The sequence below is a fragment of the Falsiroseomonas sp. CW058 genome (assembly GCF_050563535.1).
Taxonomy (GTDB): domain Bacteria; phylum Pseudomonadota; class Alphaproteobacteria; order Acetobacterales; family Acetobacteraceae; genus Falsiroseomonas.
Window position 1 is genome coordinate 1 of record NZ_JBNXUO010000001.1, and the last position, 23997, is coordinate 23997.

Below are 23997 nucleotides of genomic sequence, written 5' to 3' on the forward strand. Positions count from 1 at the left end.
GCGGCGCCGCCCGCTGGGCGACCGGCCGGCTGCCGCCGCAGCCCTGCACGGCCGACCTCGCGCTTGCCCTCGGCATCGCCGGGCTACGGGCGCCGGAGGCGGCCGGGACCGCGCCGGCGCCGCCCACGGCGGCCGCCGGGTTGCGGGTGCTGGTGGCCGACGACAACGCCGTCAACCGCCGCGTCGCCGCGCGCATCCTGGAGAATGCGGGCCACAGCGTCGTGCTGGTCGCGAACGGCAGCGAGGCGCTCGATGCGCTGGAAGCGGCGGAGGAGGAGGGCGCGCAGCCCTTCGACGCCGCGCTGCTCGACGTCAACATGCCGGGCCTCGACGGGGTGGAGGCGGCGAAGCTCTACCGCATGGGCGCGCTCGGCCAGGCGCGGCGGCTGCCGCTGCTGGCGCTGACCGCGGATGCCACGCCGGAGGCGGCGGCCCGCTGCCTGGCCGCCGGCATGGACCGCTGCATCACCAAGCCGGTCGAGCCGGCGGCGCTGCTGGCGGCGCTGGCCGAGGCAGCCGCATCCGCCGCACCCCGGGCGGCGCCCCCCGCGCCCGCCCCTGCGGCGCGGCCCGGACACATGGCCGCCGCCCTGGATGCGGAGGTGCTGGACCGGCTGCTGGCGCTTGGCGGGGCGTCGTTCCTCGCCGGCCTTGCGGAGGATTTCCTGGCCGACGGCGAAGGCCTGCTGGACCGGCTGGCGGCGGCGCAGGCCGCGCAGGACCGCACCGCCTTCGCGGCCGAGGCGCATGCGCTGGGCAGCTGCGCGGCCAATCTCGGCGCGCTGCCGCTGCAGGCGCTGTGCCGCGCGGCGCAGGCGCGCGGCGGCGCGGGATGGGTGGCGGCCAGCGCGGGTGACGTCGCGGCGATACGCCAGGAATACGCGCGCCTGCGCCAGGCGCTGGAACCGCACCGCGCGGTCGCGGCGCCGGCGGGCTGACCCGCGCGGCGCGGGCGCCCGGGCGCGCCCGTCAGCCGCGCGCCGGTCAGCCGCGCGCGATGGCGGCCAGGCGGCGGTCCTGCGCGGCGGCAAGGCGCACCATCTTGCGGATGTCGGCGGGCTCCAGCCGCAGCGCGGCACGGGCCCAGTCCTCCACCACGTCGCGCAGTTCCTGCATCGTCACCGGGTCGACGCGCCGGCGGGCGGAGCAGACGGCCTGGTGGGCGTTGAAGCGGCGGGAGGTGCGCTGGATCCAGTCGCGGGTGGCGGCCTCGCCCTCGCCATCCTCGGCGAGCACGTCGACGATGCCCATCGCATGCAGCTCCGCCGCGCCATGGACCGTGCCGGAGAGGATCATGCGTTCCGCCGCGACCCGCCCGATCCGGCGGGAGAGGAAGCTGTAGGCGCCCATGCCGGGGAACAGGTTGAACAGCACTTCCGGCAGGCCGAACTTCGCGCTCCGCTCGGCCACGATCACGTCATGCGCCAGCGCGCATTCGAAGCCGCCGCCGAGCGCATCCCCCTGCACCAGGGCGACGGTGATGATCGGCTGGCCGAAGGCGGTGTGGCTGGCATGGATCGCCTCCACCGAGGCGAGGCCGTAGCGGCGCAGGCTGGCGAGGTCGCGTGCCGCGATGAGTTCGGCGAACAGCGCGAGGTCGCCGCCGAGGTTGTAGATGCCGGGCACCGCGGACCCCGTGACGACATGGCGCAGCGGCGCCGCCGTGTCCGGCCGGGCCGCGAGCGCCCCCTGCATCGCTCGCAGGTCGGCGAGCAGGGCGGGGGAGAAGCAGGGGCGCCCCTGCGGCCGCATCCAGGACCACAGCGTCGCAGCCGGCAGGTCGAGGTCGATGCCGAGATCGGCGGTGGAGGCCGGCAGGGCGGCCGCGACCGGGGTCGCGCTGTCCTGCGGGTCGCGCCGGGGCCGCCAGCCCGCGCCGGGAGCTTCCGTAAGGGTCGTCTGCACGAAGGCCATCGGGCGCTCCTCTCCGCTGCGGACCGGTTGCGGGGCGCTGGTTCGCGAACCCGTGTCCGGTCGATCACGAAGAAGTTATACATTATACGTTCCATCCCGCAAGCGGAAATATCGCGCCGGAATGGAAACGTCGCCGGGTTGCCTATCGCGTGGGGATCATCCGGGGCGGCCTGAGCCCGCATACGGGCATCGGGCCGTGCGTCAGGCGGCGGCCAGGGCCCAGGCCATCAGCACGCGGCAGGCGGCGTCGAAATCCTCCATCCGCATCGCCTCGTCGGGGTTGTGGCTGCCGTTCTGGCTGCGGACGAAGATCATTCCTGCCGGGATGCCGGCGCCGGCGAAGCTCTGCGCATCATGCCCGCCGCCGCTCGGCATGCGGCGGCAGGGCACGCCGGCTTCCGCCGCCGCGCGGTCCAGCGCGTCGATCATGGCGGGATGCATGGGCACCGGGGCGCGCCCCTGCTCGGGCCCCATCTCGAAGCGCACGCCGCGGCGCGCCTCGATCTCCGCGACCAGGGCGTGCATCTCCCCGAACAGCAGGTCGAGCGCGCGCTGTTCCCCGCTGCGGACGTCGAGCTTCAGCGCGACCTCGCCCGGGACCTTGCCGAAGCCGGCGCGCGGCCCGGTGTCGAAGACGCAGAAGGTGCAGACCAGCTCGTGCCCCGCCTCCTCCAGCCGGATCCAGGCCGCTTCCAACCGGTGCGCCAGTTCCGCCGCCGCCAGCACCGCGTCGCGCCGGTGCCGCCGGGGCGTGGTGCCGGAATGGTTGTACTCGCCCACCACGCGCGCGAAGCGGTGGCGGCGGTTGCCGGGCAGCCCGGTGACGATGCCGACCGGCAGCGCCGCCTCCTCCAGCACCAGGCCCTGCTCGATGTGCAGCTCGACATAGGCCTCGACATTGTGCGGGCCGAGTTCGCGCGCGCCCGACCGGCACCAGTCCGGGTCGAAGCCGGACTGGCGCATCGCCTCCTCCAGCGTGACCGAGCCGTCCATGCGGCGCGTCGCCAGCGCCGCCGCGTCCATCAGGCCGAGCGCGGCGCGGCTGCCGGGGAAGGGGGTGGGGAACCAGGCGCCGCCCTCCTCGGACCGGATGGCCATCACCTCCACGTCGCGGCGCGGGGCGAAGCCGGCGCGGCGTAGCCCGGCTGCCACGGCGAGCCCCGCCATGACGCCCGCCGTCCCGTCATAGTCGCCGCCCTGCGCCACGGAATCGAGGTGGCTGCCGATGACGATGCGCTTCGCCGCCCGGTCGGTGCCCGGCAGCGTCATGTAGAGGTTCCCGGCAGGGTCGGTGCGCGTGCGCAGCCCTGCCCCTTCCGCCGCGGCGCGGACGATGTCGTGCGCCCGCTGCTCGCCCGGGCCGTAGCCCTCGCGCGTCACGCCGCCGCGCGGGTCGCGCGTGGCGTCGTGGATGCGGGCGAACAGGTCCCGCGCGAGGTCGAGGTCCGGCGCGGGGCGGTTGGAGGGCATCGTCATCAGTCCAGCTTCGCGCCCGAGATCTGCACCAGGCGCTGCCAGCGCGGCGTGTCGGCGCGGATCAGCGCGGCCAGCGCGGCGGGCGTGTCGCTCAGCACCGTGCGGAAGCCGAGCGGCCGCAGGCGGTCCGGCAGGTCCGACCCCGTCGCCGCGACCCGCACCGCATCGAGCAGGCGGGCGATGACGGGGGCGGGCGTGCCGGGCGGGGCCATGATGGCGTTCCAGGTGTCCACATCGAGGTCGCCGAGGCCGAGATCAGCGAATTCCCCCATACCCGGCACGTCGGGCACGTAGAACTGCCGCTGCCGCGTGCTGACCGCCAGCGCCTTCACCGCGCCGCGTTCCACCAGCGGCATCAGCGCGGGGGGGCTGTCGAACATCATGTCGATGCGGCCGGAGACGAGGTCGTTGATGGCCGGCCCGCCGCCGCGATAGGGGACGTGCAGGATGCGCACGCCGGCCGCCTGGTTGATCGCCTCGATGTTGAGGTGGCTGGAGGTGCCGGCGCCCGAGGAGCCCATCGTCACCCCTTCCGGGTTCGCCCGCGCCCAGTGGATCAGCGCGCGGAAATCGGTCCAGCCGCGCCGCGCCGCGGTGTCCGCGTTCACGACGCAGAGCCTCGACCCGTCGGTGATCTGCGTGACGGGGGCGAGGTCCGTCAGCGGGTCGAAGGGCATGCGCGCATAGAGGAAGGGCGCGGCGCAGAGCACGGCGACGCCGATGATGCCGAGGGTGGCGCCGTCCGGCGGCGCCTTCGCCACCGCATCCGCGCCGATCACGCCGCCCGCGCCGCTGCGGTTCTCGACCACCACCGACTGCCCGAGCACGGGGGAGAGCCGGTCGGCGAGGAGACGGCCGAGGATGTCGATGGCGCCCCCGGGCGGGAAGGGCACAACCAGCCGCACCGTGCGGCCGCCGGCCACCGGCTGCGCGCCCGCCGCCCGCGCGCCTGCCGCGAGCGCGGCGCCCATCAGCAGGCTGCGCCGCCGGTGCATGAGGCCCTTCATGGATCGCATCCCCGTCCTGTCCCGGGGAGCCTAGGGCCGCGGCGCCTCCGCCGCCAAGCCGGCGCGCCTAACCCGCCGCCTTGCCGGCCAGCGCCACGTCCAGCGGGGACGGTGCGGCGGGATCGGGCGGCGCCAGGACCCGCGCCACCGGCAGGGCGATGTCACAGACCAGGCCGGCGGCGTCCCAGCGGCGGCTGACGGTGCCGCCCAGCTGGCCTTGCGTCAGCATCTCGATCACGCGGGATCCGAAGCCGCGGCGTTCGGGCGCCGCTTCCACCGGCGGCCCGCCGCTCTCCGCCCAGCGCAGGCGCAGCATCCCGGCCGCCGCATCGACCCGCCAGGACAGCGCGACCATCCCGCCGGCCGCGGAGAGCGCGCCGTATTTCGTCGCGTTGGTCGCAAGTTCGTGCACGATCATCGAGAGCGGCTGCGCGGCAAGCGGCGCGAGCGTGACGGAGGGGCCGTCCAGGTGCAGGCCGGGCGCGCCGTGGATCGCGCCCTCGGCCGGCAGGAAGGCCGCAAGCTCCGCCGCGAGCAGCGCGCGCAGCTCCACCCCCGTCCAGCGCACCTCCGCCAGCAGGCCCTGCGCGCGCGCCAGCGCGGCGACGCGCCCTTCGACCGCGCGCGCGAAGGCCTTCGGGTCCTCCGCGCGGGTCAGGCGCAGCACGCTCTGCACCATGGTCAGCGCGTTCTTGGCGCGGTGGTCCACTTCCCGCGCGAGGAGGAGCTGGCGCTGCTCGGCGTTCTTCCGCTCGGTCACCTCCTCCGCCACGACGTTGACGCCGGCGATGCGGCCGGCGGCGTCGAACAGCGGGTACCAGTGCTCCTCCCAGACACGCCTTATGCCGGGCTGCGCCGGCGTCTCGCCCGCGATCTCGACATTCAGCACGGGCTCGCCGGTCTCGATCACCATGCGGAGCAGCTGTTCGGCCGCATCGGCGATGGCCGGCACCACCTCGCGCGCGGTGCGGCCGATATGCGCCTCGGCGGGCAGGCCGTTGATGGCGGCGAGGCGTTCGTTGACGCGCCGGAAACGGCCCTGCAGGTCGAAGACGCAGAGCCCGACGGGCGCCGTGTCGTAGACCAGGCGAAGCTCGGCCAGCGCCGCGCGGGTTTCCGCCTCGGCACGGACGCGGTCGCTGACGTCGATCATCACGCCGATGGCGCGGCGGGGCCGCCCGTCGGCGTCGCGCTCGGCGCGCCCGCGCGCCAGCAGCCAGCGTTCCCGGCCGGCGGCGTCCGGCGCCGCGGCGCGGAACTCCACCGCGTAGGCGCCGCCTTCCATCGCCCCCCGCCAGGCCGCGGCGACGCGCGCGCGGTCCTGCGGGTGCACCACCTCCAGCCAGTCCGCGGCCCTGAAGTCGGCCTCGGCGACGCCGAGCAGCGCCATCGCCTCCGCCGACCGGTGGCCCTGCCCGGTGACGAGGCAGACCTCCCAGACGCCGACCTGCGCGCCCTCGGTCGCCAGGCGCCGCATCTCCTCGCTCTCGCGCAGCGCGACCTCGGCGCGCTTGCGCTCGCTGATGTCGGTGTAGAACAGCGCGATGCCCGAGGCGACCGGCACCGCGCGGATGTCGAGCCATGCATCGTGCCGGTCGGAGACGTAGTGGTGCTCGAACTGCACCGGCGCGCGGGTCTCCATCACGCCGCGATAGGCCTCCTCAACCCGCGTGCCGACCGATGCGGGCCAGAGCTCCCAATGCGTGCGGCCGAGGATCTCCGCCGCGGGCCGGCCATCGAGCCGGAGGGCGTGGGCGTTGACGTCCACCACCCGGAAGTCGCGGTCGAGCGCGATGAAGGCGTCGGTCATGCTCTCGAGCGTGTCGCGCAGGCGCGCCTCGCCCTCGGCCAGTTCCCGCGTCCGTTCGGCGACGCGGCGCTCCAGCATGCCGCGCTCCTCCCGCAGTTCGCCGACCAGCGCGCGCTGCGCCGCCGCGCCGCGCAGGCCGAGCGCGGTGAGTCCCGCAAGGGCGGCGATCACCGCCGCCACCATGCCGCCCGTCATCCAGGCGCGCCGGCGCCATTCGGCAAGGATGCCGTCCGTGCCCTGGCGGACCACCAGCTTCACCGGGAAGCGCGCGAGCTGGCGTTCGGCCGCCAGTTGGCCGTCGGTGCCGGCCCTGGTCATCGCGCCGATCACGGAGGCGGCTTCCGCAAGGTCCGCCGGCGGCGGCCAGATGGCCAGCGGCGCGCCGTCCTGCCGGACCAGGGCGAGCCGCGCATCCGCGCCGAGGCCGCTTTCGGCATAGGCCGCGGCGAAGTGGTCGCTGAGGACGCCGGCCGCGACCACGCCGGCAAAGGCGCCATCCGCGGCCAGCAGCGGGCGGCTGAGCGTGAAGCGCAGGCGCCGCACGCTCGGCCCGAGCGCGAGCGCCCCGACATGCAGCCCGCCTTCGCCATCCCGGTGGGCCTGGAAATAGGGCCTGTCCGCGAAGGGCCCGCGGCTTGCCGGCGGATGGGACCAGCTTTCCGCGACCAGGAAGCCTGCCGCGTCCATCACCCAGACCGAGGCGATCTGCTGCCCCCCCTCCACCAGGCCATGCAGCGTCTGCGCCAGCCGCTGCGCCCGCTCCTCCTCCTCCGGCCGGGGCAGGTCGGCGGCGGCGAGCACCCCCGCGCGGATGATGCGGTCCCCCGTCTCCAGCGCCCGGTCCGCATGCAGTTCCAGCAGCCGCGCCGTGGTGGCCAGCTTCGCCCCGGCCGCGTCCAGCACGGTCCGGCGGTCCACCAGGACCGATGTCGCCCAGACGCCGATGCAGGCGAGGGAGGCGGTCACGAAGGCGAGCCGCCAGGCGGTCCGTTGCAAGGTGCTGAATCCGCTCCCGGTTGAGATCCCCGGTCCTTTCGAAACGGATGCGCGCCGACATGCAAGCGGCTCCGGTGCGTCTCACGGTGGGTTGATGGGGCCCATGCGGCGGGCCGTGCCCGGATGTGGCCACCAGGCCAGCCATCCGCCACGGCGCCGCTGCGGGGGCGTATCGTTGTCGGTGCCATGCTGCATCGCAGCATGGAAAGGGGCTATGCTGGCGCGACTCTCGGGCGTCTTCGCGAAAGGATCACCGGATGGGCCGCCTCATGGCCGTCTCCTTCAAGCCCTATCGGGGCCACCAGCTGGAACTGCGCGACGGCGGCCGTGGCACGCATGCCGTCATCATCCACCCGCCCGGCGGCCGCGGCGCCCCGCAGCCCGTGCCTGCCGACCCGGCGGCGACGCTCGGCGAGATGGTGATGCAGGCGAAGGCGCTGATCGACGGCGTGATGGGCCCGCGCCCGGCGCCCGCCTTCCCGCGCGCCCCGATCCGTCGCTGAGGCGCCGCGTCAGGGGCCGGCGGCCGGCATCCGCCGCAACCCCGCCAGGAAACGGTCCACGGAGCGGTCGATCACCGGGCCCGGATCGTCGGGCGTCGGCAGCAGGTAGATGAAGCGGCGGATGCCGAGATAGACGATGCCGCCGTGCAGGGCCCACATCTCCTCCATCTCGGGGAGGCGGTGCGTGCCGGAGGCGCCGATCTCGTCGCGCATCGGCGCGAGGAGGCTGCCGCCGACGCGGGTGAGGTAGCGCAGGTTCAGCGCCTCTCCCGCCAGGCCTGCCCACATGAAGATGCGCATCCATTCATAGGTGAAGATCGCCCCGGCATACTGGCGGTAGAAGCGGCGCAGGCGTTCGTCGATCGGCACGGCGCGGTCGCGGATCTCCTCGGCCCAGCTTGGCGAGAGGCGGTCGAGGAAGACGCGCTCGAACACCGCCTCGACCAGTTCGGCCTTGCTGCCGAAATAGCGGTAGACCAGCGCCTGAGTGATGCCGGCGCGACGTGCCAGGTCGCGCGTGGTGCCGCCGAAGCCGACCTCGGCGAAGTGGCACACCGCGGCGGCGACGATCTGTTCGCGCCTCGCCTTCGGCTCCAGCCGCCGCGCGGGGCGCGCCATGCCGTCCAAACCGTCCTCCCCCGGATCGCGGACGTTGCGCCCGCTGCTTGACAGGCAGCTTAGTTTCCGCTGATCAATTGATCAACAAGCAAGGCCCCAGCCGGTTCCGCATGGACCGGGCGGGGCGGGGCGGAGGGGACACATCCATGAAATGGCCGGCCTTCGGCTATGCCCGGGCCACGACGCTCGGCGATGTGTGGCGCCTGCAGGCCGAGCATGGCGAGGGCGCGAAGCTCCTCGCCGGCGGGCAGACGCTGCTGGCGACGCTGGCCTATCGCCTGTCGGAACCCGGCATCCTCGTCGACATCACGCGGATCGAGGCGCTGCGCGGCATCGCGCTTTCGGATGGCGTGCTGCGCATCGGCGCGCTGACGCGCCATGCCGAGCTGGGACAGGACGCGCTGGTGGCGCGGCACGCGCCGCTGCTGGCCGAGGCCGTGCCCCTCATCGCGCACCCCGCCATCCGCAACCGCGGCACGATCGGCGGCAGCCTGGCCTATGCGGACCCGGCGGCCGAACTGCCGGCCTGCGTCGTCGCGCTCGGCGCGACGGTGGTGCTGGCCTCGGCCGGCGGGGAGCGGCGGGTGCCGGCGGAGGCGTTCTTCACCGGCCTGCTGGCGACGGCGCTGCGGCCGGGCGAGCTGATCGCGGCGGTGGAGGTCCCGGTCGCCACCCCGGCGACTCGCTGCGCCATCGTGGAGGTCGCGCGGCGGACAGGCGACTACGCGATGGCGGGGCTCGCGGCCTGCCTCGTCCTCGATGGCGGGCGCGTGGGCGCGGCGCGGCTGGCCTTCTTCGGCGTGGGCGACGGCCCGGTGCTGGCGCGGCTCGCCATGGCGGCGCTGGAAGGCCGCGCGCTGGATGCCGGCGCCATAGCCGCGGCGCAGGCCGCGCTGGCCGGCGACCTGGACCCGCCGGGCGACCTGCACGGCCCGCCGGAGATGAAGCGCCACCTGGCGCGCGTGCTGACCGCGCGCGCCCTGGCCCGCTTCCGGCCCGCTTCGGAGATGGCGGCATGAGCATGCGCGTGGACATCACCCTGACCGTGAACGGCGAACGCGTGTCGCGCAGCGTCGAGCCGCGGCGCCACCTGATCGACTTCCTCCGCCTCGACCTCGGCCTGACCGGCAGCCATGCGGGCTGCGAGCACGGCGTCTGCGGCGCCTGCACGGTGCGGGTGGACGGCGAGATCCTGCGCGGCTGCCTCGTGCTGGCCGTGAGCCTCGACGGCGCGGAGGTCACCACCATCGAGGGGCTGACCGACAGCGGCGAGGTGGAGGACCTGCAGGCCGCCTTCGTCGCCGCCAATGCCGCGCAATGCGGCTTCTGCACGCCGGGCATGGTGATGGCGGCGGCCGACATCCTGCGCCACCACGCGGATGCCAACCGCGCCGCGATCCGCGAACACCTGTCCGGCAACTACTGCCGCTGCACCGGCTACCAGGCGGTCGTGGACGCGGTGGAGGCGACGCTGGCCGCCCGGCGGGGGGATGCGCGATGAACGACATGCCGACCCCCGCTTCCATCGGCCTCTCGCGCGAGGACCTGCCGAATTCCTACATCGGCCGGTCGGTGCCGCGGCCGAACGCGCCGAAGCTGGTGCAGGGCCGCGCCACCTACACCGACGACGTGGTCCTGCCGCGGCTGGCGCATGCGGCCTTCCTGCGGTCCCCGCATGCCCATGCGCGCATCGTCTCGGTCGATGCCGCGGCGGCGCTGGCGGTGCCGGGCGTGCTGCGGGTGTTCACCGGCGCGGACCTGGCGAAGGTCTGCGACCCCTGGGTGGCGACGCTCGACCACCTGAAGGGCATGAAGTCCGCGCCGCAACACCCGCTGCCGCTGGACCGCGCGACCTGGCAGGGCGAGCCGGTCGTCGCCGTGGTGGCGGACAGCCGCGCCGCGGCCGAGGATGGCGTGGCCGCGCTGGCCGTCGAGTTCGACCCGCTGCCCGCGCAGCTCGACATGGAGACGGCGCTGGCGCCCGGCGCGGTGGTGATCCACCCCGCGCTCGGCGACAACCTGGTCTTCACCCGCACGGCGGAGAAGGGCGACGTGGCGGCCGCCATGGCGGCGGCGCACCGGGTGGTGGAGGCCACCTTCGTGACCGCCCGCCACACCGGCGTGACGCTGGAGCCGCGCAGCATCATCGCCGACTACAACCGCGCCGAGGGCACGCTGACCGTGCACCATTCGACGCAGGCGCCGCACATGATGCAGGGCGTCTTCGCGAAGCAGCTGCGGATGGAGGAAGGCAAGGTCCGCGTCATCTGCAAGGACGTGGGCGGCAGCTTCGGCATCAAGGTGCATGTCTACCCGGACGAGGTCGCGGTCGCGGCCATGTCGCGCATCCTCGGCCGACCCGTGAAGTTCATCGCCGACCGGTTCGAGAGCTTCGTCTCCGACATCCATGCGCGCGACCACCGCATCAAGGGGCGCATCGCGGTGGATGCGGAAGGCCGCATCCTGGCCTTCGACATCGACGACCTGACCGGCATCGGCCCCTATTCCGTCTATCCCCGCACCAGCGCCATCGAGGGCAACCAGGTGGTGAACCTGTGCGGCGGGCCGTACGACTTCGCGAACTACCGCTGCACCACCACGGTGGTGGCGCAGAACAAGGCGCCGACCTGCCAGTACCGCGCCGTCGGCCACCCGATCGCCACCGCGGTGACGGAGGGGCTGGTGGACCTGGCGGCCGAGGCGCTGGGGATGGACCCGGTCGAGATCCGCCGCCGCAACCTGATCCGCGACGACGCCTATCCCTTCACCTCCCCGGCCGGGATGCGCTTCGAGGGGCTGTCCCACCACGCGGCGCTCGACAAGCTGCTGGAGATGGTGCCGGTCGACCGCATCCGCGCCGACCAGGCGGAGGCGCGCCGGCGCGGCATCCATCGCGGGCTCGGCTTCGCCGCCTTCATCGAGCTGACCAACCCGTCCCCCTTCATGTACGGCATCGGCGGCGCCCGCATCTCCGCGCAGGATGGCGCGACGGTGCGGATGGACCCGGACGGCTCCGTCGTCGTCGCCTCCGGCGTGACCGAGCAGGGGCAGGGGACGGAGGCGATCCTGGCGCAGATCGTGGCGCATGGCGTGGGCGTGCCGGTGGAGCGGGTGAAGGTGGTCACCGGCGACACGCAGGCGACGCCCTATGGCGGCGGCACCTGGGCCTGCCGCGGCGCCGGCATCGGCGGCGAGGCCGCGCTGCAATCGGCCCTCGCGCTCAAGGACCAGATCCTGGCCGTGGCGGGGGCGATGCTCCAGGCGGCGCCGGGCAGCCTCGACATCGTCATGGGGCAGGTGGTGGACCGGGAGACGGGGCGGGAGAGGATGCCGCTCGGCGAGCTCGGGCGGATCGTCTACTTCCGCGGCGACACGCTGCCGAAGGACCTGCCGCGCGAACTGGTGCAGACGCGCCACTTCATCACCAAGGACTACCCCTTCGCCTTCACCAACGGCATCCAGGCAAGCTGGGTCGAGGTGGATGTCGAGACGGGGATGGTGAAGCTGCTGGAACACTGGTGCGTCGAGGATTGCGGGCGGGTGATCAACCCGCTGCTCGTCGACGAACAGGTGCGCGGCGGCATCGTGCAGGGCCTGGGCGGCGCGCTCTACGAGCATTGCGTCTATGACGGGCAGGGGAACCTGCTGACGACGACGATGGCCGACTACCTGGTGCCCATGTCGGCCGAGATGCCGGAGATGCATGTGGGCCATGTGGAGACGCCGACGAGGGAGTCGCTGCTCGGCGCCAAGGGCGCGGGGGAGGCCGGGACGGCCGGCGCGCCGGGGGCGGTGATGAACGCCATCAACGACGCGCTCCGCCCTCTCGGCGCCCGCGTCACCGAACAGCCCTTCACCCCGGCGCGCATCCTGCGCGCGCTGGGCACGATCTGAACGAACAGGGAGGAGAGAGAGCCATGACGATCCGCCGCCGCCACCTTCTCGCGGGGGGCGCAGCCCTGCCGCTGTTCGCCGCGCACACGGCGCAGGCGCAGAGTGCGGTGAACATCACCATCGCCGCCAGCCACCCGGTCCAGAACTTCTGGATCCACATCATGAAGACCGTGTTCCAGCCGGAGGTGGACAAGTTCCTCCGCGACAACGGCAACACGCATCGCGTGAACTGGCGCGAGGCCTATGGCGGCACGCTGTACCGCTTCCAGGACACGATGGAGGCGGTGCGCGACAACATCACCGACATCGGCTATGTCGGCACGCTGTGGGAGGGCAGCACCATGCCCCTCCAGAACGTCACCTACTTCACGCCCTTCGCCACCGGCGACCACGGCCTGATCGCCAACGCCTTCGAACGCATGAACGAGAGCGTGCCCGCGATCCGGCAGAACTGGACCGGGCTGAACATGATCCCGCTCAGCTCCTACATCACCGACACCTACCACATCTGGTCCACCTTCCCCGTCCGCACGCTGGACGACCTGCGCAACCGCAAGATCTCCGCCCCCGGCACCAGCGCGAACTGGCTGACCGGCACGGGCGCGACGCCGGTGGATGGCGCGCTGACCACCTACTACACCGACATCCAGACCGGCGTGTCGGAAGGCGCGCTGTCCTTCTACGTGGGCATCCTGCCGACGCGGGTGTACGAGGTCGCGAAATACATCACCGAATGCAATGTCGGCGCGATGTATGTCGGCGGCATCGCCGTGAACCGCCAGCGCTACGACCGCTACCCCGAGCCGGTGCGCCGCGCGCTGGTGGCGGCGGGCAAGGCCTCGACCGCCGCGCATATCCGCGACGTGTCGGACCGCATCGCGACCGCGAAGGCCGAGATGGTGCAGAAGGGCGCGATCGTCAGCACCCTCGCCCCCGCCGAGCGCGAGCGCTGGATCCGCGGCCTGCCGAACCTGGCGAAGACCTGGGCCGACAGTTCCGGCGCGGCGTCGCGGGACGTGCTGAACGCCTATTTCGCCGCGATCCGGGAAGCCGGCCAGACGCCCGGCCGCAACTGGGACCGCGAGCTGACCGCGTAACCGAGGACCGGGACCGGAGACGCCGCCATGGCGGATGACATCGACATGGCGGCGCTCGACGCCGCTGCGCGGACGCAACCCTTCGACCCGGTGCGGCTGGTGCTGGACGCGCTGGCGGCGGTCGGCACGATCTGGACCTTCGGACTGATGTGCCTGATCTGCGCCGACGTGGTCGGGCGTTCCTTCCTCAACGCGCCGATCACGGGGGTGGCGGAGATCGCCGCCCATTCCGTGGTGGGCATCGTGTTCCTCCAGATCGGCGCCACCGTCTACAACCGCCGCATGACGCGGGCCGACTTCCTCATCGACCGCATCCTGCGTGCCGCGCCGCGGCTGGGGCGCGCGATCGAACTGGCCTTCCTGCTGCTCGGCGCCGCGATCATGGCCTTCATCGCGCAATCCGCCTGGGCGCCGATGTGGGCCTCGATGGCGCAGCGCGAATTCTTCGGCGTGCAGGGGCTGTTCACCATCCCCACCTGGCCCTTCCGCGCGCTGATCGTGCTGGGCGGGGCGGCGGGGGCCGTCGCCTATCTCGTGCTGCTGCTGCACGAGGCCCGCGCCCTGCTGCGCCCGGCGAGGGGCTGAGCCGATGGAGGACGTGACCCTCGGCTTCGTGCTGATCGGCGCCATGGTCGGGCTGATCGTGCTCGGCCTGCCGATCGGGCTGTCGCTGATCTCGACCGGCGCCGTCGGCGTGTGGCTGATCCGCGAGAACCCGGACCTCGCCTTCCGCTTCACCGCGCTGGCCGCCTATTCCGGCATCCAGGACTACGTCTTCGCGACCATCCCGCTGTTCGTGCTGATGGGGCTGCTGGTCAGCATCTCCGACATCGGCAAGGACACCTTCGAGGTTGCGCAGGCGATGCTGCGGCGCATCCGCGGCGGGCTCGGCATGGCGACCGTGGGCGCGAACGCGGTCTTCGCGGCGGTCACCGGCGTGTCCATCGCCTCGGCCGCGGTGTTCACCAAGGTCGCGGTGCCGGAGATGGTGCGCCACGGCTACACCATGCGCTTCGCCGCCGGGACGGTGGCGGGCAGTTCCATCCTCGGGATGCTCATCCCGCCCTCGCTGCTGATGATCGTCTACGGCGTGCTGGCCGAGGTCTCGATCGGCAACATGTTCATCGCGGGCGTGATCCCGGGCCTCATCATCGCGCTGGGCTTCGCGGTGATGATCTGGGTCTACGCCGCCTTCTTCCCCGACCGCATCATGGCGCGCGCGACGCATCCCGAATTCAGCCAGCGCGCCATGCCGGCGGGCGAGATGGCGGGGAAGGCCCTGCCCATCATGGCGCTGGTCGTGCTGATCCTGGGCGGGCTCTACAGCGGCTTCTTCACGCCGACGGAAGCGGGCGCGGTGGGCGCGGCGGGCGCGCTGCTGCTGGCGCTGGCGCGGGGGCGGCTGAACGGCCCGAAGCTCTGGCGCGTCCTGCGGGAGACGGGGCTCGTCTCCGCCGCCATCCTGTTCCTGCTGATCGCGGCGGGGCTCTATTCGCGCATGCTGGCGCTGGCGGGCGTGCCGCAGGCGATCGGCGAGATGGTGGAGCATCTCGGCCTCGGGCCCTACGGGTTCCTCGCCGTCTTCGTGCTGATCATCCTGCTGATGGGGATGATCCTCGACAGCACCTCGATCCTGCTCATCATGGTGCCGATCGGCGCGCCGATCGCGCAGGCGATGGGCTTCGACCTGGTGCATTTCGGCATCGTCACCATCATCGCGGTGGAGATGGGGCTGCTGACGCCGCCCTTCGGCATCTCGGTCTTCACGGTGAAGGCGACGCTGGCCGATCCGAAGGTGGGGATCGAGACGATCTTCGCCGGCGCGCTGCCCTTCGTCGCCGTGATGGGCATCGCGCTGCTGCTGATCGCGCTGGTGCCCTGGCTGGCCACCGCGCTGGTCTGAACGGGAACGGGAAGGGGAAGCGGATGCCGCGCCGGATCGTCGACCTGTCGGTGGCGCTGGAGGCGGGCATCGCCTCCGACCCGCCGGGCCACACGCCGGAGATCGACTATGTCGACCATCGGCAGAGCGCGGCGGAGGTGGCGCGCTTCTTCCCCGGCCTCCGCATCGAGGACCTGCCGGGCGGGGAGGGATGGGCGATCGAGCGGCTGCGGCTGACGACCCATACCGGCACGCATCTCGACGCGCCCTATCACTACCACTCCACCATGGATGGCGGCCGGCGCGCCTGGACCATCGACGAGGTGCCTCTCGAATGGTGTCTCGGCCGCGGCGTCAAGCTCGACTTCCGCCACCTGCCGGACGGCCATGTGCTGACGGCGGCGGAGGTGGAGGCGGAGCTTGCGCGCATCGGCGTCACGCTCGCGCCCTTCGACATCGTGCTGGTGAACACCGCGGCCGGCGCGCGCTACGGCCAGCCGGACTACCTGGCGCGCGGCTGCGGGATGGGGCGGGAGGCGACGCTGTTCCTGACGGCGCAGGGCGTGCGCGTCTGCGGCACCGATGCCTGGTCCTGGGACGCCCCCTTCCTGCACACCGCGCGGCGCTATGCCGAGACGGGCGACGCATCGCTCATCTGGGAAGGCCACCGCGCGGGGATGGTGCGCGGCTACTGCCACATCGAGAAGCTCGCCAACCTCGAAGGCCTGCCGCCCACCGGCTTCCAGGTGGCGTGCTTCCCCTTCAAGATCCGCGGCGGCTCGGCCGGCTTCACGCGCGCGGTCGCGATCTTCGAGGATTGAGGCGCGCCACACCGCACGCCTCCCCGCGGCCCCCGCCCGGGCGTTGTCTTCCCGCCCGAAGAAAGGGATACTGACCGGTAAGGCCGCCCGGCTGGGCAGCCGAACCGAAGGAAACGCCCGGCGTGATCCCGCGCACCCTGTTCACCCCCGAGCATGAGCTGTTCCGCGACCAGGTGCGGCGCTTCATCGCCGCCGAGATCGCGCCCCACCACGCCGCCTGGGAGAAGGCGGGCATCGTCCCGCGCAGCGCCTGGCTGAAGGCGGGGGAGGGGGGTTTCCTCTGCACCGCCGTGCCGGAGGAATACGGCGGCGCGGGCGGGGATTTCCTGCACGGCGCCATCATGGTCGAGGAGATGGCGCGCGCGGGCGCCACCGGCCCCACCTTCTACCTCCAGTCCGAGATCATCTCGCCCTACCTCGTCCGCCACGGGACCGAGGCGCAGAAGCGCCGCTGGCTGCCCGGCATGGCGAAGGGCACGGTCGTCGCCTCGCTCGGGATGAGCGAGCCGTCCGGCGGCAGCGACGTGGCGAACATCCGCACCACCGCGATCCGCGACGGCGACGACTACGTGGTGAACGGCCAGAAGGTCTTCATCACCGCGGGCCACAGCTCCGACCTGCTGCTGCTGGCCTGCAAGACGGACCCGAAGGCGGGGGCGAAGGGCGTGTCGCTGCTGCTGGTCGACACGACGCTGCCCGGCTACCAGCGCGGGCGCCTGCTGGAGAAGATCGGCTGCAAGGCGCAGGACACGGCGGAGCTGTTCTTCCAGGACATGCGCGTGCCGGCGGACTGCCTGCTGGGCGAGGAGGGCCGCGGCTTCGCGATGCTGATGGGCGAACTGCCGCAGGAAAGGCTGGTGCAGGCCATCCGCGCGGTCGCGTCCAGCGAGGCGGCGATCGGATGGACGCTGGACCACGCGGTGCAGCGCAGGATGTTCGGCCAGACGCTGGCGGATTTCCAGAACACGCGCTTCCGCCTGGCGGAGATGCGCGCCGACACGCAGGCGCAGCGCGTCTTCCTCGACCGCTGCATCGAGCTGCACCTGGAAGGCCGGCTTTCGGCGGTAGATGCCGCGATGCTGAAGCTGACCACGACGGAGCTGCAGGGCCGCGTGATGGACCAGTGCCTGCAGCTGTTCGGGGGATGGGGCTACATGACGGAATTCCCGATCGCCCGCGCCTTCGTGGATGCCCGGCTCGGCCGCATCGGCGGCGGCGCGGTGGAGGTGATGAAGGAGATCATCTCCCGCGACATGCTGCCGAAGAACCCGAAGCCGGCGCGGGGCTAGGGCGATGCCGCCCGGCGCGCTGGACGGGGTGCGCGTGCTCGACCTGTCCTCGGTCATCCTCGGCCCGATGACGGCGCAGTACCTCGGCGACATGGGCGCCGACGTCATCAAGGTGGAGCCGCCGGAAGGCGACATCACCCGCGCCATCGGCCCGCGGCGGCACGAGGGGATGGGCGCGCTGTTCATGGCGAACAACCGCAACAAGCGCAGCATCGTGCTGGACCTGAAGGAGGCCGGCGCGCAGGCCGCCCTGCGCGGGCTCGCGGCGCGGTCGGACGTGCTGCTGCATTCCATCCGCACCCCGGCGGCGGAACGCCTCGGGCTCGGGTGGGAGGCGCTGTCCGCGGCCAATCCCCGCCTGGTGCTCTGCCACGTCACCGGCTTCGCCGAGGGCGGGCCCTATGCCGGCCGCCCGGCCTATGACGACATCATCCAGTCGCTCTCCGGGCTCGCGATGCTGCAGGCCGCGGCCGGCGGGGAGCCGCGCTACGTGCCGAGCATCATCGGCGACAAGATCACCGCCGTCCACGCCGCCATGGCGATCGCGCTGGCCCTGTTCCACCGCGAGCGCAGCGGGCAGGGCCAGCTTGTGCGGGTGCCGATGCTGGAGACGCTGGTCGCCTTCACCGCCGCCGAGCACCTGGGCGGCCATGTCTTCGACCCGCCGGCGGGCGGGATGGGCTACGCGCCGGTTCGCCAGGGCCTGCGGCGGCCGCACCGCACGAAGGACGGCTGGCTCTGCCTGCTGCCCTACACCGACGCGCATTGGCGGCGCTTCCTCGACATCGCCGGGCGGCCGGACCTTGCGGCCGACCCGGACTTCGCGACGCTGGCCGGCCGGCAGAAGGACCCGCAGGCGCTGTGGCGCAGCGTCGCCGCGCTGCTGCCCGCGCGCACCAGCGCGGAATGGCTGGAGGTGCTGCTGGCGGCGGATATCCCGGCAGCGGCGGTGAACGACCTCGAGGACCTGCTGGACGACCCGCAGCTGGCCGCGACCGGCTTCTGGGAGATGCATGCCCATCCCACCGAGGGCATGCTGCGCCTGCCGGCGAGCCCGCTGCACCTCGCGGCCACGCCGCCCGCGATCCGCCGCCTGCCGCCGCGCCTCGGCGAACACACTGCGGAGGTGCTGCGCGAATTCGGCCTGGCCGGCTGACGTCGGCGCGGCGCCGGACCGGCGATTCAAGCCCTGCGTATGCCCGCCTGCGGCGTGCACACCGGGGACGATCGCGGGCTAGTAGATCACCGCCTGCGCCGTCTCGCTCATGCTCCGCTCCAGCGCGCCGGCCAGCGGGATGGACAGGCGGATTCGGTAGGTGGCGGTCACCGTCACCGTGGTCACCGCGCCCGCCGTGGCGCAGCCCGAAAGGCGCACGGACAGCCGCGCGGGGTCGAGGATGGGCGCGCGGCGCTGCGTGCCCGCCAGCGCGCCCGCCAGGCCGGCGCAGGGCGCGCGCTCCGCGGCGATGTTGGCGCCGCCCGCCAGCGTCGCCATGCGCGCCGCATCCGCCGCGGCGGTCCGGACCGCCGCCAGCGCGAGCATGGTGCGCGCCGCGTCGATGCCGCCGAGCAGCAGCAGCGCCAGCGCCGACCCCACGACGGCGAATTCCACGCTGCTGCTGCCGCGCCGCCGTCGGCGCTCAGCGCAGGCGGGCGACGGCATTGCCCTCCCCCTGGGTCATGCCGCCCAGCAGCGCCGGGTGCAGCCGCTGCCGCGCGGTGACGGTGGCGATCCGCGTCTCTCCCCCGGCGCAGGCGGTGCCGCAGGCGATGGGCGCGGCGGCGCAGAGGCAGGCCAGCACCGGCAGGGGCACCTCCAGCTCCGTCATGCCCGGCAGCGCCGCGCGCACCGCCGCCTGCGCCGCCGCGAGGTCGGAGGGGTCCGCCATCAGGCGCTGCGCGCCCGCCTGCGCCGCGCGTTCGAGCCGGAGCGAGGCGCCGACCGCGCTCGCCACGTCGTGCCCGCCCACCACCGCCAGCACCAGCAGCGGCGCCAGCACGGCGAATTCGGCTGCGGCGCTGCCCGCGCGGCGACGTCCGGGGCGCGTCATTCGACCAGCCTCACGGTCTGGACCACCGGATGCGGCGCGAAGCCCGGACAGCCCGAGACATCGACCTGCGTGTCGGAGTTGCCGGACAGCGACAGCGCCCAGCCCACCACGGCGAAGCAGTTCGACCCCATCGCGCTGTTGCCGTTCACCACCACGTCCGAGGTCGGGAAGTAGACGCCGCCGATGATGTCCATCGTCGCCCCGCCATTCAGCTGCACTTCCTTCTGCGGGCCGTTGTTGGTGGCGCGCGCGTCGCGATAGGCGACGAGGCCCGCCCCTTCCGGATGGCCGGGCACCAGGCTGGTGGCGGGGCCGCGCAGCAGCCCCGTGGCCTGCGCGTTGATCTGGATGGTGCCGACCCGCCCGGGATCGCCGGTCAGCACGATCGTCACGCCGTCGCCGGTGATGCGGCCGCGCACCGTCAGGTCGGCATTCACCAGGTAGTGGATGCCGGGGGCGAGGTTCAGCGTCTCGTTCGTGCCGACGGTCAGGCTCTCGCAAATGGCCGCGCCCGGCGCCAGGCTGGCGGTGCGTCCGGTGAAGGCCACGGGGCTGGCACGGCAGGGCGGGGGCGCCGGCGTCCAGCCCTGCAGCCCGGCGAAGGGATCGGCCACGGGGTCGGACCGCCGCGCAACCACATAGGGTCGCGCGGTGCGCGTGTCGTCCGTCCAGACATCGCCGCTGCCGCAGCCATTGCAGTTGCCGGTGGTGACCAGCCCCGCCGTCCGCACCCGCGCGCTGCCCACCACGTCGAGCCCGCCCGGCGCCGCCTGGTTGGAAGCGAGCACGCAGCGCGAGGCCTGCGTCGTGCTGTTGCCTCCGAGCGTCAGCCCGCCGCCGAGGGCGAGGAGGCATACCTTGTCGTCCAGCTGCGCGGCGGCGACGGCGCGGCTGCGCACCAGCGGCGCCGGGCCGAACAGGGCGGAGGAGATCACCGCGCGCTGCGCCTGGGCGACCGTCACCTCCACCGCGCCGGCCACGCCCGCGAAGGCGCCCGAGGCGGGTGGGACATTGACCGTGACGGTGATGCCCCCGCCTGTCGCGAAGCCGTTGCGCTGCGCCACGTCGGTGGCGACCGCGCGCGGGTCGCCGCCGCGCAGCCGCGCATTCGCGCCCGCCACGGCGGCCAGGTCCGCCGCCGTGGTCGCCCGGCGCAGAGCCAGGTACCAGCCGCCGCCCTCCACCGCGAGGCCGACCACGCCGATGAAGACCGCGGCGGCCGAGGCCACCATCGCGGCCGCGGCGCCGCGGCGGTCGCGGAGCAGGCGGGTGGCGGTCTGGCGGGGGGTGGGGCGTGCGTGCATGAACAAATGCGATTTCGCGGCATAGTTGTTAAAGCGCCGTTTACAGTTGTGCCGCCTCCTCGAAGGCGGGGAAGGACTCCCAGCCACCACCGCCCACCGGCGCGGCAGGACGCAAGGCCGGGGGACCCCCCTTCCACTGGAGGCTACCATGCGCACCACCGCAGCCCTGATCCTGGCCACCCTGCGCGACCGCAAGGGCGTCACCGCCGCCGAATACGCCGTGCTCGCCGTCGGCGTCGTCGCCGTCGTCGCGACCGCGGCCTCCGCGCTCGGCACCCGGCTGTCGACCGTCTTCTCCGGCATCGTCGGTTCCTGACGCGGCCGGCGCCGCGGTCCCGGTGCCGCGCCCCCGGCGCGGGGCCGGGTGCCGCGGCGGCGCTCCTTTCCCGATGCCCCGGCGGGGTCGATCCCGATGACGTCCCTGTTGACCGGTTCCATCCTGCTGCTGCTGCTGGCCGCCGCCTGGCGTGACCTGCTGGTCCGGCTGATCCCGGACATCCTGCCGCTCGGCATCCTGCTCTCCGCGGCGGCGCTGCGCGGGCTGGAAGGCGTGGCGCCGCTGCTCGCCTCGCTCGGCGGCGCCGCCGTGCTGTTCCTGCTGCTGTTCCTTCCGGCGCTGCGCGGCTGGCTCGGCGGGGGCGACGTGAAGCTCGCCTCCGCGCTCGCCGTCGCGCTGTCGCCCGCCGCGCTGCCGGACCTTGTCGCGGCCACCGCGGCCGCGGGCGGGGTGCTGGGCGTGGCCTACCTCGCCGGGCCGCGGCTGGCGGGGCCGCTGGCGCGGCTCGCGGCGCGCGTGCCGCACCGGCTGGGGCGCGGCATGGCGGCGGAAGCGCGTCGGCTGCGCCGCGGCGGGCCGGTGCCCTACGGCATCGCCATCGCGGCGGGCGGCGTGGCGCTGCTCGCGCCCGGACTGCTGCCCTGAACCATGCTGCTCCGTCTCTCCCTCATCCTCGCGATGCTGATGGGCGCCGTCGGCCTCGGCGCGCTCGGCTTCGAGCTTCTCGCCCCGCGCGGCGCCCCGCCGGCCGAGGCCGCGGCGGCGCCCCCACCCGCGCCCGCCCCGCCGCCCCGAGTCGCGGTCCTGGTCGCAGCCCGCGCGCTGCCGGCCGGCACGCTGCTGAAGGACGAGGACCTGGCGCTGCGCCAGATGCCCCCCGAAGCCGTCCCGCCCGAAGCCCTGCCCGATGCCGAGGCCGCGCGCGCCGAATCTCGCGGCGCGCTGGTGCGGCGCTGGCTGGAGCCGGGCGCGATCCTCGGCGCGGGCGACATCCTGCGCCCGCGCGACCGCGGCTTCCTCTCCGCCGTGCTGCGCCCCGGGCAGCGCGCCATCTCGGTCGGGGTGGACGTGGTGACGGGGGCCGCCGGGCTGATCTGGCCCGGCGACCAGGTGGACCTGATCCTGACGCAGGAGCTTGCGGCGGCCGAGGCGCCGCTGGCGCGCCGCGTCATCGGCGAGACCATCCTGTCCGACGTGCGCGTCATCGCCGTGGACCAGCAATTCACCCAAGGGGCGGGCGGGGCGGAGGCCGGGCCCTCGCGCATCGCCCGCACCGTCACGATCGAGGTCGCGCCCGACCAGGCGGAGCGCGTGGCGGTCGCCGTGCGGCTCGGCCGCATCGCGCTGACCATCCGCGCGATCGAGGGCGCGGGCCCCGCCGGCGTGCCCTCCGCGCCGCCGGTCTTCGGCGCCGACGTCTCGCCCGCGCTCGGCCGCTCCGGCCTCAGCGAAGGCGTGCGGATGCGCGTGATCCAGGGCGACGAGTCACAAGAGGTGACCTTCCGATGACCTTCCGACCCGCGCTGGCGGCGCTGCTGCTGCTGGCGCTTCCCGCGCCGGCGCCGAACGCCCAGCCGCTTCCCGCCGGCGGCGCCGCCGCGCGGCAGCCGCCGCTCGCAAGCCAGCCCGCGGCGCGGCCCGCGGCGCCGCTGCCGGTCGCGCCCGCCGCGCAATCCGTGACGCTCCAGGCCGGGACGGGACAGCTGCTGCACCTGCCCGTGCCCGCGGTGGCCGTGCTGGCGGCCGATCCGCGCATCGCCCGCGTGCAGCCGGCCTCCCCGCGCAGCCTGTTCCTGATGGCGGTCGCCCCAGGCAGCACCACCGTCGTCGCGACCGCCGAGGATGGCGGCGCGGTGGCGCAGTTCGACATCACCGTCACCCCCGGCCTGGCGCAGGCCCCGGCGGCGGGCATTCCGGCTGCGCCCGCGCCGCCCGCCGCCCCCGCGCCCGTCCCCGCCGCCGCGATTGAGGGGATGCTGCGGCGGATGGTCCGGGCCGACATCCGGGTGACGGCGGCCGGGCGCAACGGCCTCGTCCTCTCCGGCAACGCCGCGACGCCGGCCGAGGCGCAGCGCGCCGAGGCCATCGCCCGCGCCGCGGCGGGGGAGGGGCGGGAGGTGGTGAACGACCTCGTCCTGCTCTCCTCCGTCCAGGTGAACCTGCGCGTGCGCGTCGCCGAGGTCTCGCGCCAGGTGCAGCGGGAACTCGGCTTCAACTGGCAGGCGCTGGCGAACACGGGCGGCGCCTTCACGCTCGGCCTGCGGGCGGGCGCGGGCGGCGTGCTGCCGGGCGCGCTGCTCGACGGCGCGCGGTCCACCTTCACCCAGGACCCGGGCGGGCGCTTCGGCGCGGGCTTCCGCTCCTCCCGCCTCGACATCAACAACGTGGTCGACGCGCTGGCGGCCGACCAGCTCATCACCATCCTGGCCGAGCCGAACCTGACCGCGCAGTCGGGCGAGGTGGCGAGCTTCCTCGCGGGCGGGGAGTTCCCGGTGCCGGTGGCGGCGAGCGGCGTCAACAACTCCATCAGCATCGAGTTCAAGCAGTTCGGCGTCTCGCTCGCCTTCGTCCCGACGGTGCTGGGGCCGGACCGGCTGAACCTCCGCGTGCGGCCGGAGGTGAGCGAGCTGTCGGACAACGGCGCCATCAGCGTGCCGCTGGCCACCGGCGTCGTGCGCATCCCGGCGCTGAACGTCCGCCGCGCGGAGACGACGGTGGAGCTTGGCTCCGGCCAGTCCTTCGCCATCGCCGGGCTGCTGCAGCGGAGCAACACGCTGACCGACACCGGCCTGGCCGGCGCGGCGGACCTGCCGGTGCTGGGCGCGCTGTTCCGCTCCGACCGGTTCCGCCGGCAGGAGACGGAGCTGGTCATCATCGTCACGCCCTACCTGGTGAACCCCGTCTCCGGCCCCGGCCAGCTGGCGGCGCCGACCGACGGGTTCCGCCCGGCCACCGACCTCGACCGCCTCCTGCACCGCCGGCAGCTGGCGCGCGGCGCCCCGGCACCGGCGCTGCCCGCGGGCGCGCCGCTCGATGCCGGCTTCATCGTGGAGTGAGC

23 protein-coding genes are annotated in these 23997 nt (G+C 73.9%); 15 read left to right on the forward strand and 8 right to left on the reverse strand.

Features of this window, described 5'->3' with window-relative positions; all coding sequences use genetic code 11:
• Positions 1-938: response regulator (locus ACK8OX_RS00005; protein WP_430661849.1), on the forward strand; the 938-nt coding region annotated here is incomplete at its 5' end.
• A 46-nt stretch (positions 939-984) separates the two neighbouring features.
• Here ACK8OX_RS00005 and ACK8OX_RS00010 read toward each other — a convergent pair.
• The 4 genes from ACK8OX_RS00010 to ACK8OX_RS00025 all read right to left on the reverse strand — a co-directional run bounded on the left by ACK8OX_RS00010 (position 985) and on the right by ACK8OX_RS00025 (position 7203).
• Positions 985-1914 carry a crotonase/enoyl-CoA hydratase family protein gene (locus ACK8OX_RS00010; protein WP_430661850.1) on the reverse strand — a complete coding sequence of 310 codons (930 nt, stop codon included), beginning with the start codon at positions 1912-1914 and terminating at the stop codon, positions 985-987.
• Between the two features lie 201 nt (positions 1915-2115).
• Positions 2116-3390: a Zn-dependent hydrolase gene (locus ACK8OX_RS00015; RefSeq protein WP_430661851.1), complete on the reverse strand. Its 1275-nt coding sequence runs from the start codon at positions 3388-3390 to the stop codon at positions 2116-2118.
• Positions 3390-4397 carry a Bug family tripartite tricarboxylate transporter substrate binding protein gene (locus ACK8OX_RS00020; protein WP_430661852.1) on the reverse strand — a complete coding sequence of 336 codons (1008 nt, stop codon included), beginning with the start codon at positions 4395-4397 and terminating at the stop codon, positions 3390-3392. Before ACK8OX_RS00020 ends, ACK8OX_RS00015 begins: the two co-directional genes overlap by 1 nt.
• Before the next feature lie 67 nt (positions 4398-4464).
• Complete coding sequence (locus ACK8OX_RS00025) at positions 4465-7203, reverse strand: PAS domain-containing protein (protein WP_430661853.1); 2739 nt, start codon at positions 7201-7203, stop codon at positions 4465-4467.
• 257 nt (positions 7204-7460) lie between these two features.
• On the opposite strand from ACK8OX_RS00025, the gene ACK8OX_RS00030 reads away from it, so the two are divergent.
• Positions 7461-7706 (forward strand): hypothetical protein, encoded by a 246-nt coding sequence (locus tag ACK8OX_RS00030; protein ID WP_430661854.1) that lies wholly within the window; start codon positions 7461-7463, stop codon positions 7704-7706.
• Between the two features lie 9 nt (positions 7707-7715).
• Here the strand turns inward: ACK8OX_RS00030 and ACK8OX_RS00035 are convergent, their stop codons facing one another.
• Positions 7716-8324, reverse strand: coding sequence for a TetR/AcrR family transcriptional regulator (locus ACK8OX_RS00035; protein ID WP_430661855.1), 609 nt, complete (start codon positions 8322-8324; stop codon positions 7716-7718).
• 146 nt (positions 8325-8470) lie between these two features.
• Between ACK8OX_RS00035 and ACK8OX_RS00040 the strand changes: the two genes are divergently transcribed.
• The 9 genes from ACK8OX_RS00040 (at position 8471) to ACK8OX_RS00080 (ending at position 18463) form a co-directional block, all read left to right on the forward strand.
• Entirely contained in the window at positions 8471-9343 is an 873-nt protein-coding gene (locus tag ACK8OX_RS00040) for an FAD binding domain-containing protein (RefSeq protein ID WP_430661856.1), read from the forward strand.
• Positions 9340-9825, forward strand: a complete 486-nt coding sequence (locus ACK8OX_RS00045) for a (2Fe-2S)-binding protein (RefSeq protein WP_430661857.1) — start codon at positions 9340-9342, stop codon at positions 9823-9825. The genes ACK8OX_RS00040 and ACK8OX_RS00045 overlap by 4 nt, the downstream gene beginning before the upstream one ends.
• Positions 9822-12218, forward strand: a complete 2397-nt coding sequence (locus tag ACK8OX_RS00050; RefSeq protein ID WP_430661858.1) for a xanthine dehydrogenase family protein molybdopterin-binding subunit — start codon at positions 9822-9824, stop codon at positions 12216-12218. Before ACK8OX_RS00045 ends, ACK8OX_RS00050 begins: the two co-directional genes overlap by 4 nt.
• A 23-nt stretch (positions 12219-12241) precedes the next feature.
• A complete protein-coding gene (locus ACK8OX_RS00055) occupies positions 12242-13315 on the forward strand; it encodes a C4-dicarboxylate TRAP transporter substrate-binding protein (RefSeq protein WP_430661859.1) in 1074 nt (357 codons plus the stop codon).
• A 27-nt stretch (positions 13316-13342) separates the two neighbouring features.
• Complete coding sequence (locus tag ACK8OX_RS00060; RefSeq protein WP_430661860.1) at positions 13343-13900, forward strand: TRAP transporter small permease subunit; 558 nt, start codon at positions 13343-13345, stop codon at positions 13898-13900.
• 4 nt (positions 13901-13904) lie between these two features.
• Positions 13905-15218, forward strand: a complete 1314-nt coding sequence (locus tag ACK8OX_RS00065) for a TRAP transporter large permease (protein ID WP_430661861.1) — start codon at positions 13905-13907, stop codon at positions 15216-15218.
• Between the two features lie 23 nt (positions 15219-15241).
• Entirely contained in the window at positions 15242-16018 is a 777-nt protein-coding gene (locus ACK8OX_RS00070; RefSeq protein ID WP_430661862.1) for a cyclase family protein, read from the forward strand.
• Positions 16019-16140: 122 nt separating this feature from the next.
• Positions 16141-17307, forward strand: coding sequence for an acyl-CoA dehydrogenase family protein (locus ACK8OX_RS00075; RefSeq protein ID WP_430661863.1), 1167 nt, complete (start codon positions 16141-16143; stop codon positions 17305-17307).
• 4 nt (positions 17308-17311) lie between these two features.
• Entirely contained in the window at positions 17312-18463 is a 1152-nt protein-coding gene (locus ACK8OX_RS00080) for a CaiB/BaiF CoA transferase family protein (RefSeq protein ID WP_430661864.1), read from the forward strand.
• Positions 18464-18541: 78 nt separating this feature from the next.
• Here ACK8OX_RS00080 and ACK8OX_RS00085 read toward each other — a convergent pair whose 3' ends face one another.
• From ACK8OX_RS00085 to ACK8OX_RS00095, 3 genes are read right to left on the reverse strand one after another with little or no spacing between them, the layout of a single operon-like run.
• Entirely contained in the window at positions 18542-18919 is a 378-nt protein-coding gene (locus ACK8OX_RS00085) for a hypothetical protein (RefSeq protein ID WP_430661865.1), read from the reverse strand.
• A gap of 28 nt (positions 18920-18947) precedes the next feature.
• A complete protein-coding gene (locus tag ACK8OX_RS00090) occupies positions 18948-19358 on the reverse strand; it encodes a TadE/TadG family type IV pilus assembly protein (protein ID WP_430661866.1) in 411 nt (136 codons plus the stop codon).
• The gene (locus ACK8OX_RS00095) at positions 19355-20662 is read right to left on the reverse strand and encodes a pilus assembly protein TadG-related protein (RefSeq protein WP_430661867.1); all 1308 of its coding nucleotides are present in this window, start codon (positions 20660-20662) and stop codon (positions 19355-19357) included. Before ACK8OX_RS00095 ends, ACK8OX_RS00090 begins: the two co-directional genes overlap by 4 nt.
• Before the next feature lie 148 nt (positions 20663-20810).
• Between ACK8OX_RS00095 and ACK8OX_RS00100 the strand changes: the two genes are divergently transcribed.
• The 4 genes from ACK8OX_RS00100 (at position 20811) to ACK8OX_RS00115 (ending at position 23995) form a co-directional block, all read left to right on the forward strand.
• Positions 20811-20978, forward strand: coding sequence for a Flp family type IVb pilin (locus ACK8OX_RS00100; RefSeq protein WP_430661868.1), 168 nt, complete (start codon positions 20811-20813; stop codon positions 20976-20978).
• Positions 20979-21086: 108 nt separating this feature from the next.
• Positions 21087-21584 (forward strand): prepilin peptidase, encoded by a 498-nt coding sequence (locus ACK8OX_RS00105; protein WP_430661869.1) that lies wholly within the window; start codon positions 21087-21089, stop codon positions 21582-21584.
• Between the two features lie 3 nt (positions 21585-21587).
• The gene (cpaB, locus tag ACK8OX_RS00110) at positions 21588-22448 is read left to right on the forward strand and encodes a Flp pilus assembly protein CpaB (RefSeq protein ID WP_430661870.1); all 861 of its coding nucleotides are present in this window, start codon (positions 21588-21590) and stop codon (positions 22446-22448) included.
• Positions 22445-23995 carry a type II and III secretion system protein family protein gene (locus ACK8OX_RS00115; RefSeq protein ID WP_430661871.1) on the forward strand — a complete coding sequence of 517 codons (1551 nt, stop codon included), beginning with the start codon at positions 22445-22447 and terminating at the stop codon, positions 23993-23995. Before cpaB ends, ACK8OX_RS00115 begins: the two co-directional genes overlap by 4 nt.
• Positions 23996-23997: the final 2 nt, after the last annotated feature.

Excerpts from the sequence above, each read along its gene's own strand:
- ACK8OX_RS00010 (WP_430661850.1), bottom strand. The coding sequence starts at position 1,914 with ATGGCCTTCGTGCAGACGACCCTTACGGAAGCTCCCGGCGCGGGCTGG.
- ACK8OX_RS00015 (WP_430661851.1), bottom strand. The coding sequence starts at position 3,390 with ATGACGATGCCCTCCAACCGCCCCGCGCCGGACCTCGACCTCGCGCGG.
- ACK8OX_RS00020 (WP_430661852.1), bottom strand. The coding sequence starts at position 4,397 with ATGAAGGGCCTCATGCACCGGCGGCGCAGCCTGCTGATGGGCGCCGCG.
- ACK8OX_RS00030 (WP_430661854.1), top strand. The coding sequence starts at position 7,461 with ATGGGCCGCCTCATGGCCGTCTCCTTCAAGCCCTATCGGGGCCACCAG.
- ACK8OX_RS00035 (WP_430661855.1), bottom strand. The coding sequence starts at position 8,324 with ATGGCGCGCCCCGCGCGGCGGCTGGAGCCGAAGGCGAGGCGCGAACAG.
- ACK8OX_RS00040 (WP_430661856.1), top strand. The coding sequence starts at position 8,471 with ATGAAATGGCCGGCCTTCGGCTATGCCCGGGCCACGACGCTCGGCGAT.
- ACK8OX_RS00045 (WP_430661857.1), top strand. The coding sequence starts at position 9,340 with ATGAGCATGCGCGTGGACATCACCCTGACCGTGAACGGCGAACGCGTG.
- ACK8OX_RS00050 (WP_430661858.1), top strand. The coding sequence starts at position 9,822 with ATGAACGACATGCCGACCCCCGCTTCCATCGGCCTCTCGCGCGAGGAC.
- ACK8OX_RS00055 (WP_430661859.1), top strand. The coding sequence starts at position 12,242 with ATGACGATCCGCCGCCGCCACCTTCTCGCGGGGGGCGCAGCCCTGCCG.
- ACK8OX_RS00060 (WP_430661860.1), top strand. The coding sequence starts at position 13,343 with ATGGCGGATGACATCGACATGGCGGCGCTCGACGCCGCTGCGCGGACG.
- ACK8OX_RS00065 (WP_430661861.1), top strand. The coding sequence starts at position 13,905 with ATGGAGGACGTGACCCTCGGCTTCGTGCTGATCGGCGCCATGGTCGGG.
- ACK8OX_RS00070 (WP_430661862.1), top strand. The coding sequence starts at position 15,242 with ATGCCGCGCCGGATCGTCGACCTGTCGGTGGCGCTGGAGGCGGGCATC.
- ACK8OX_RS00080 (WP_430661864.1), top strand. The coding sequence starts at position 17,312 with ATGCCGCCCGGCGCGCTGGACGGGGTGCGCGTGCTCGACCTGTCCTCG.
- ACK8OX_RS00090 (WP_430661866.1), bottom strand. The coding sequence starts at position 19,358 with ATGACGCGCCCCGGACGTCGCCGCGCGGGCAGCGCCGCAGCCGAATTC.
- ACK8OX_RS00095 (WP_430661867.1), bottom strand. The coding sequence starts at position 20,662 with ATGCACGCACGCCCCACCCCCCGCCAGACCGCCACCCGCCTGCTCCGC.
- ACK8OX_RS00100 (WP_430661868.1), top strand. The coding sequence starts at position 20,811 with ATGCGCACCACCGCAGCCCTGATCCTGGCCACCCTGCGCGACCGCAAG.
- cpaB (WP_430661870.1), top strand. The coding sequence starts at position 21,588 with ATGCTGCTCCGTCTCTCCCTCATCCTCGCGATGCTGATGGGCGCCGTC.
- ACK8OX_RS00115 (WP_430661871.1), top strand. The coding sequence starts at position 22,445 with ATGACCTTCCGACCCGCGCTGGCGGCGCTGCTGCTGCTGGCGCTTCCC.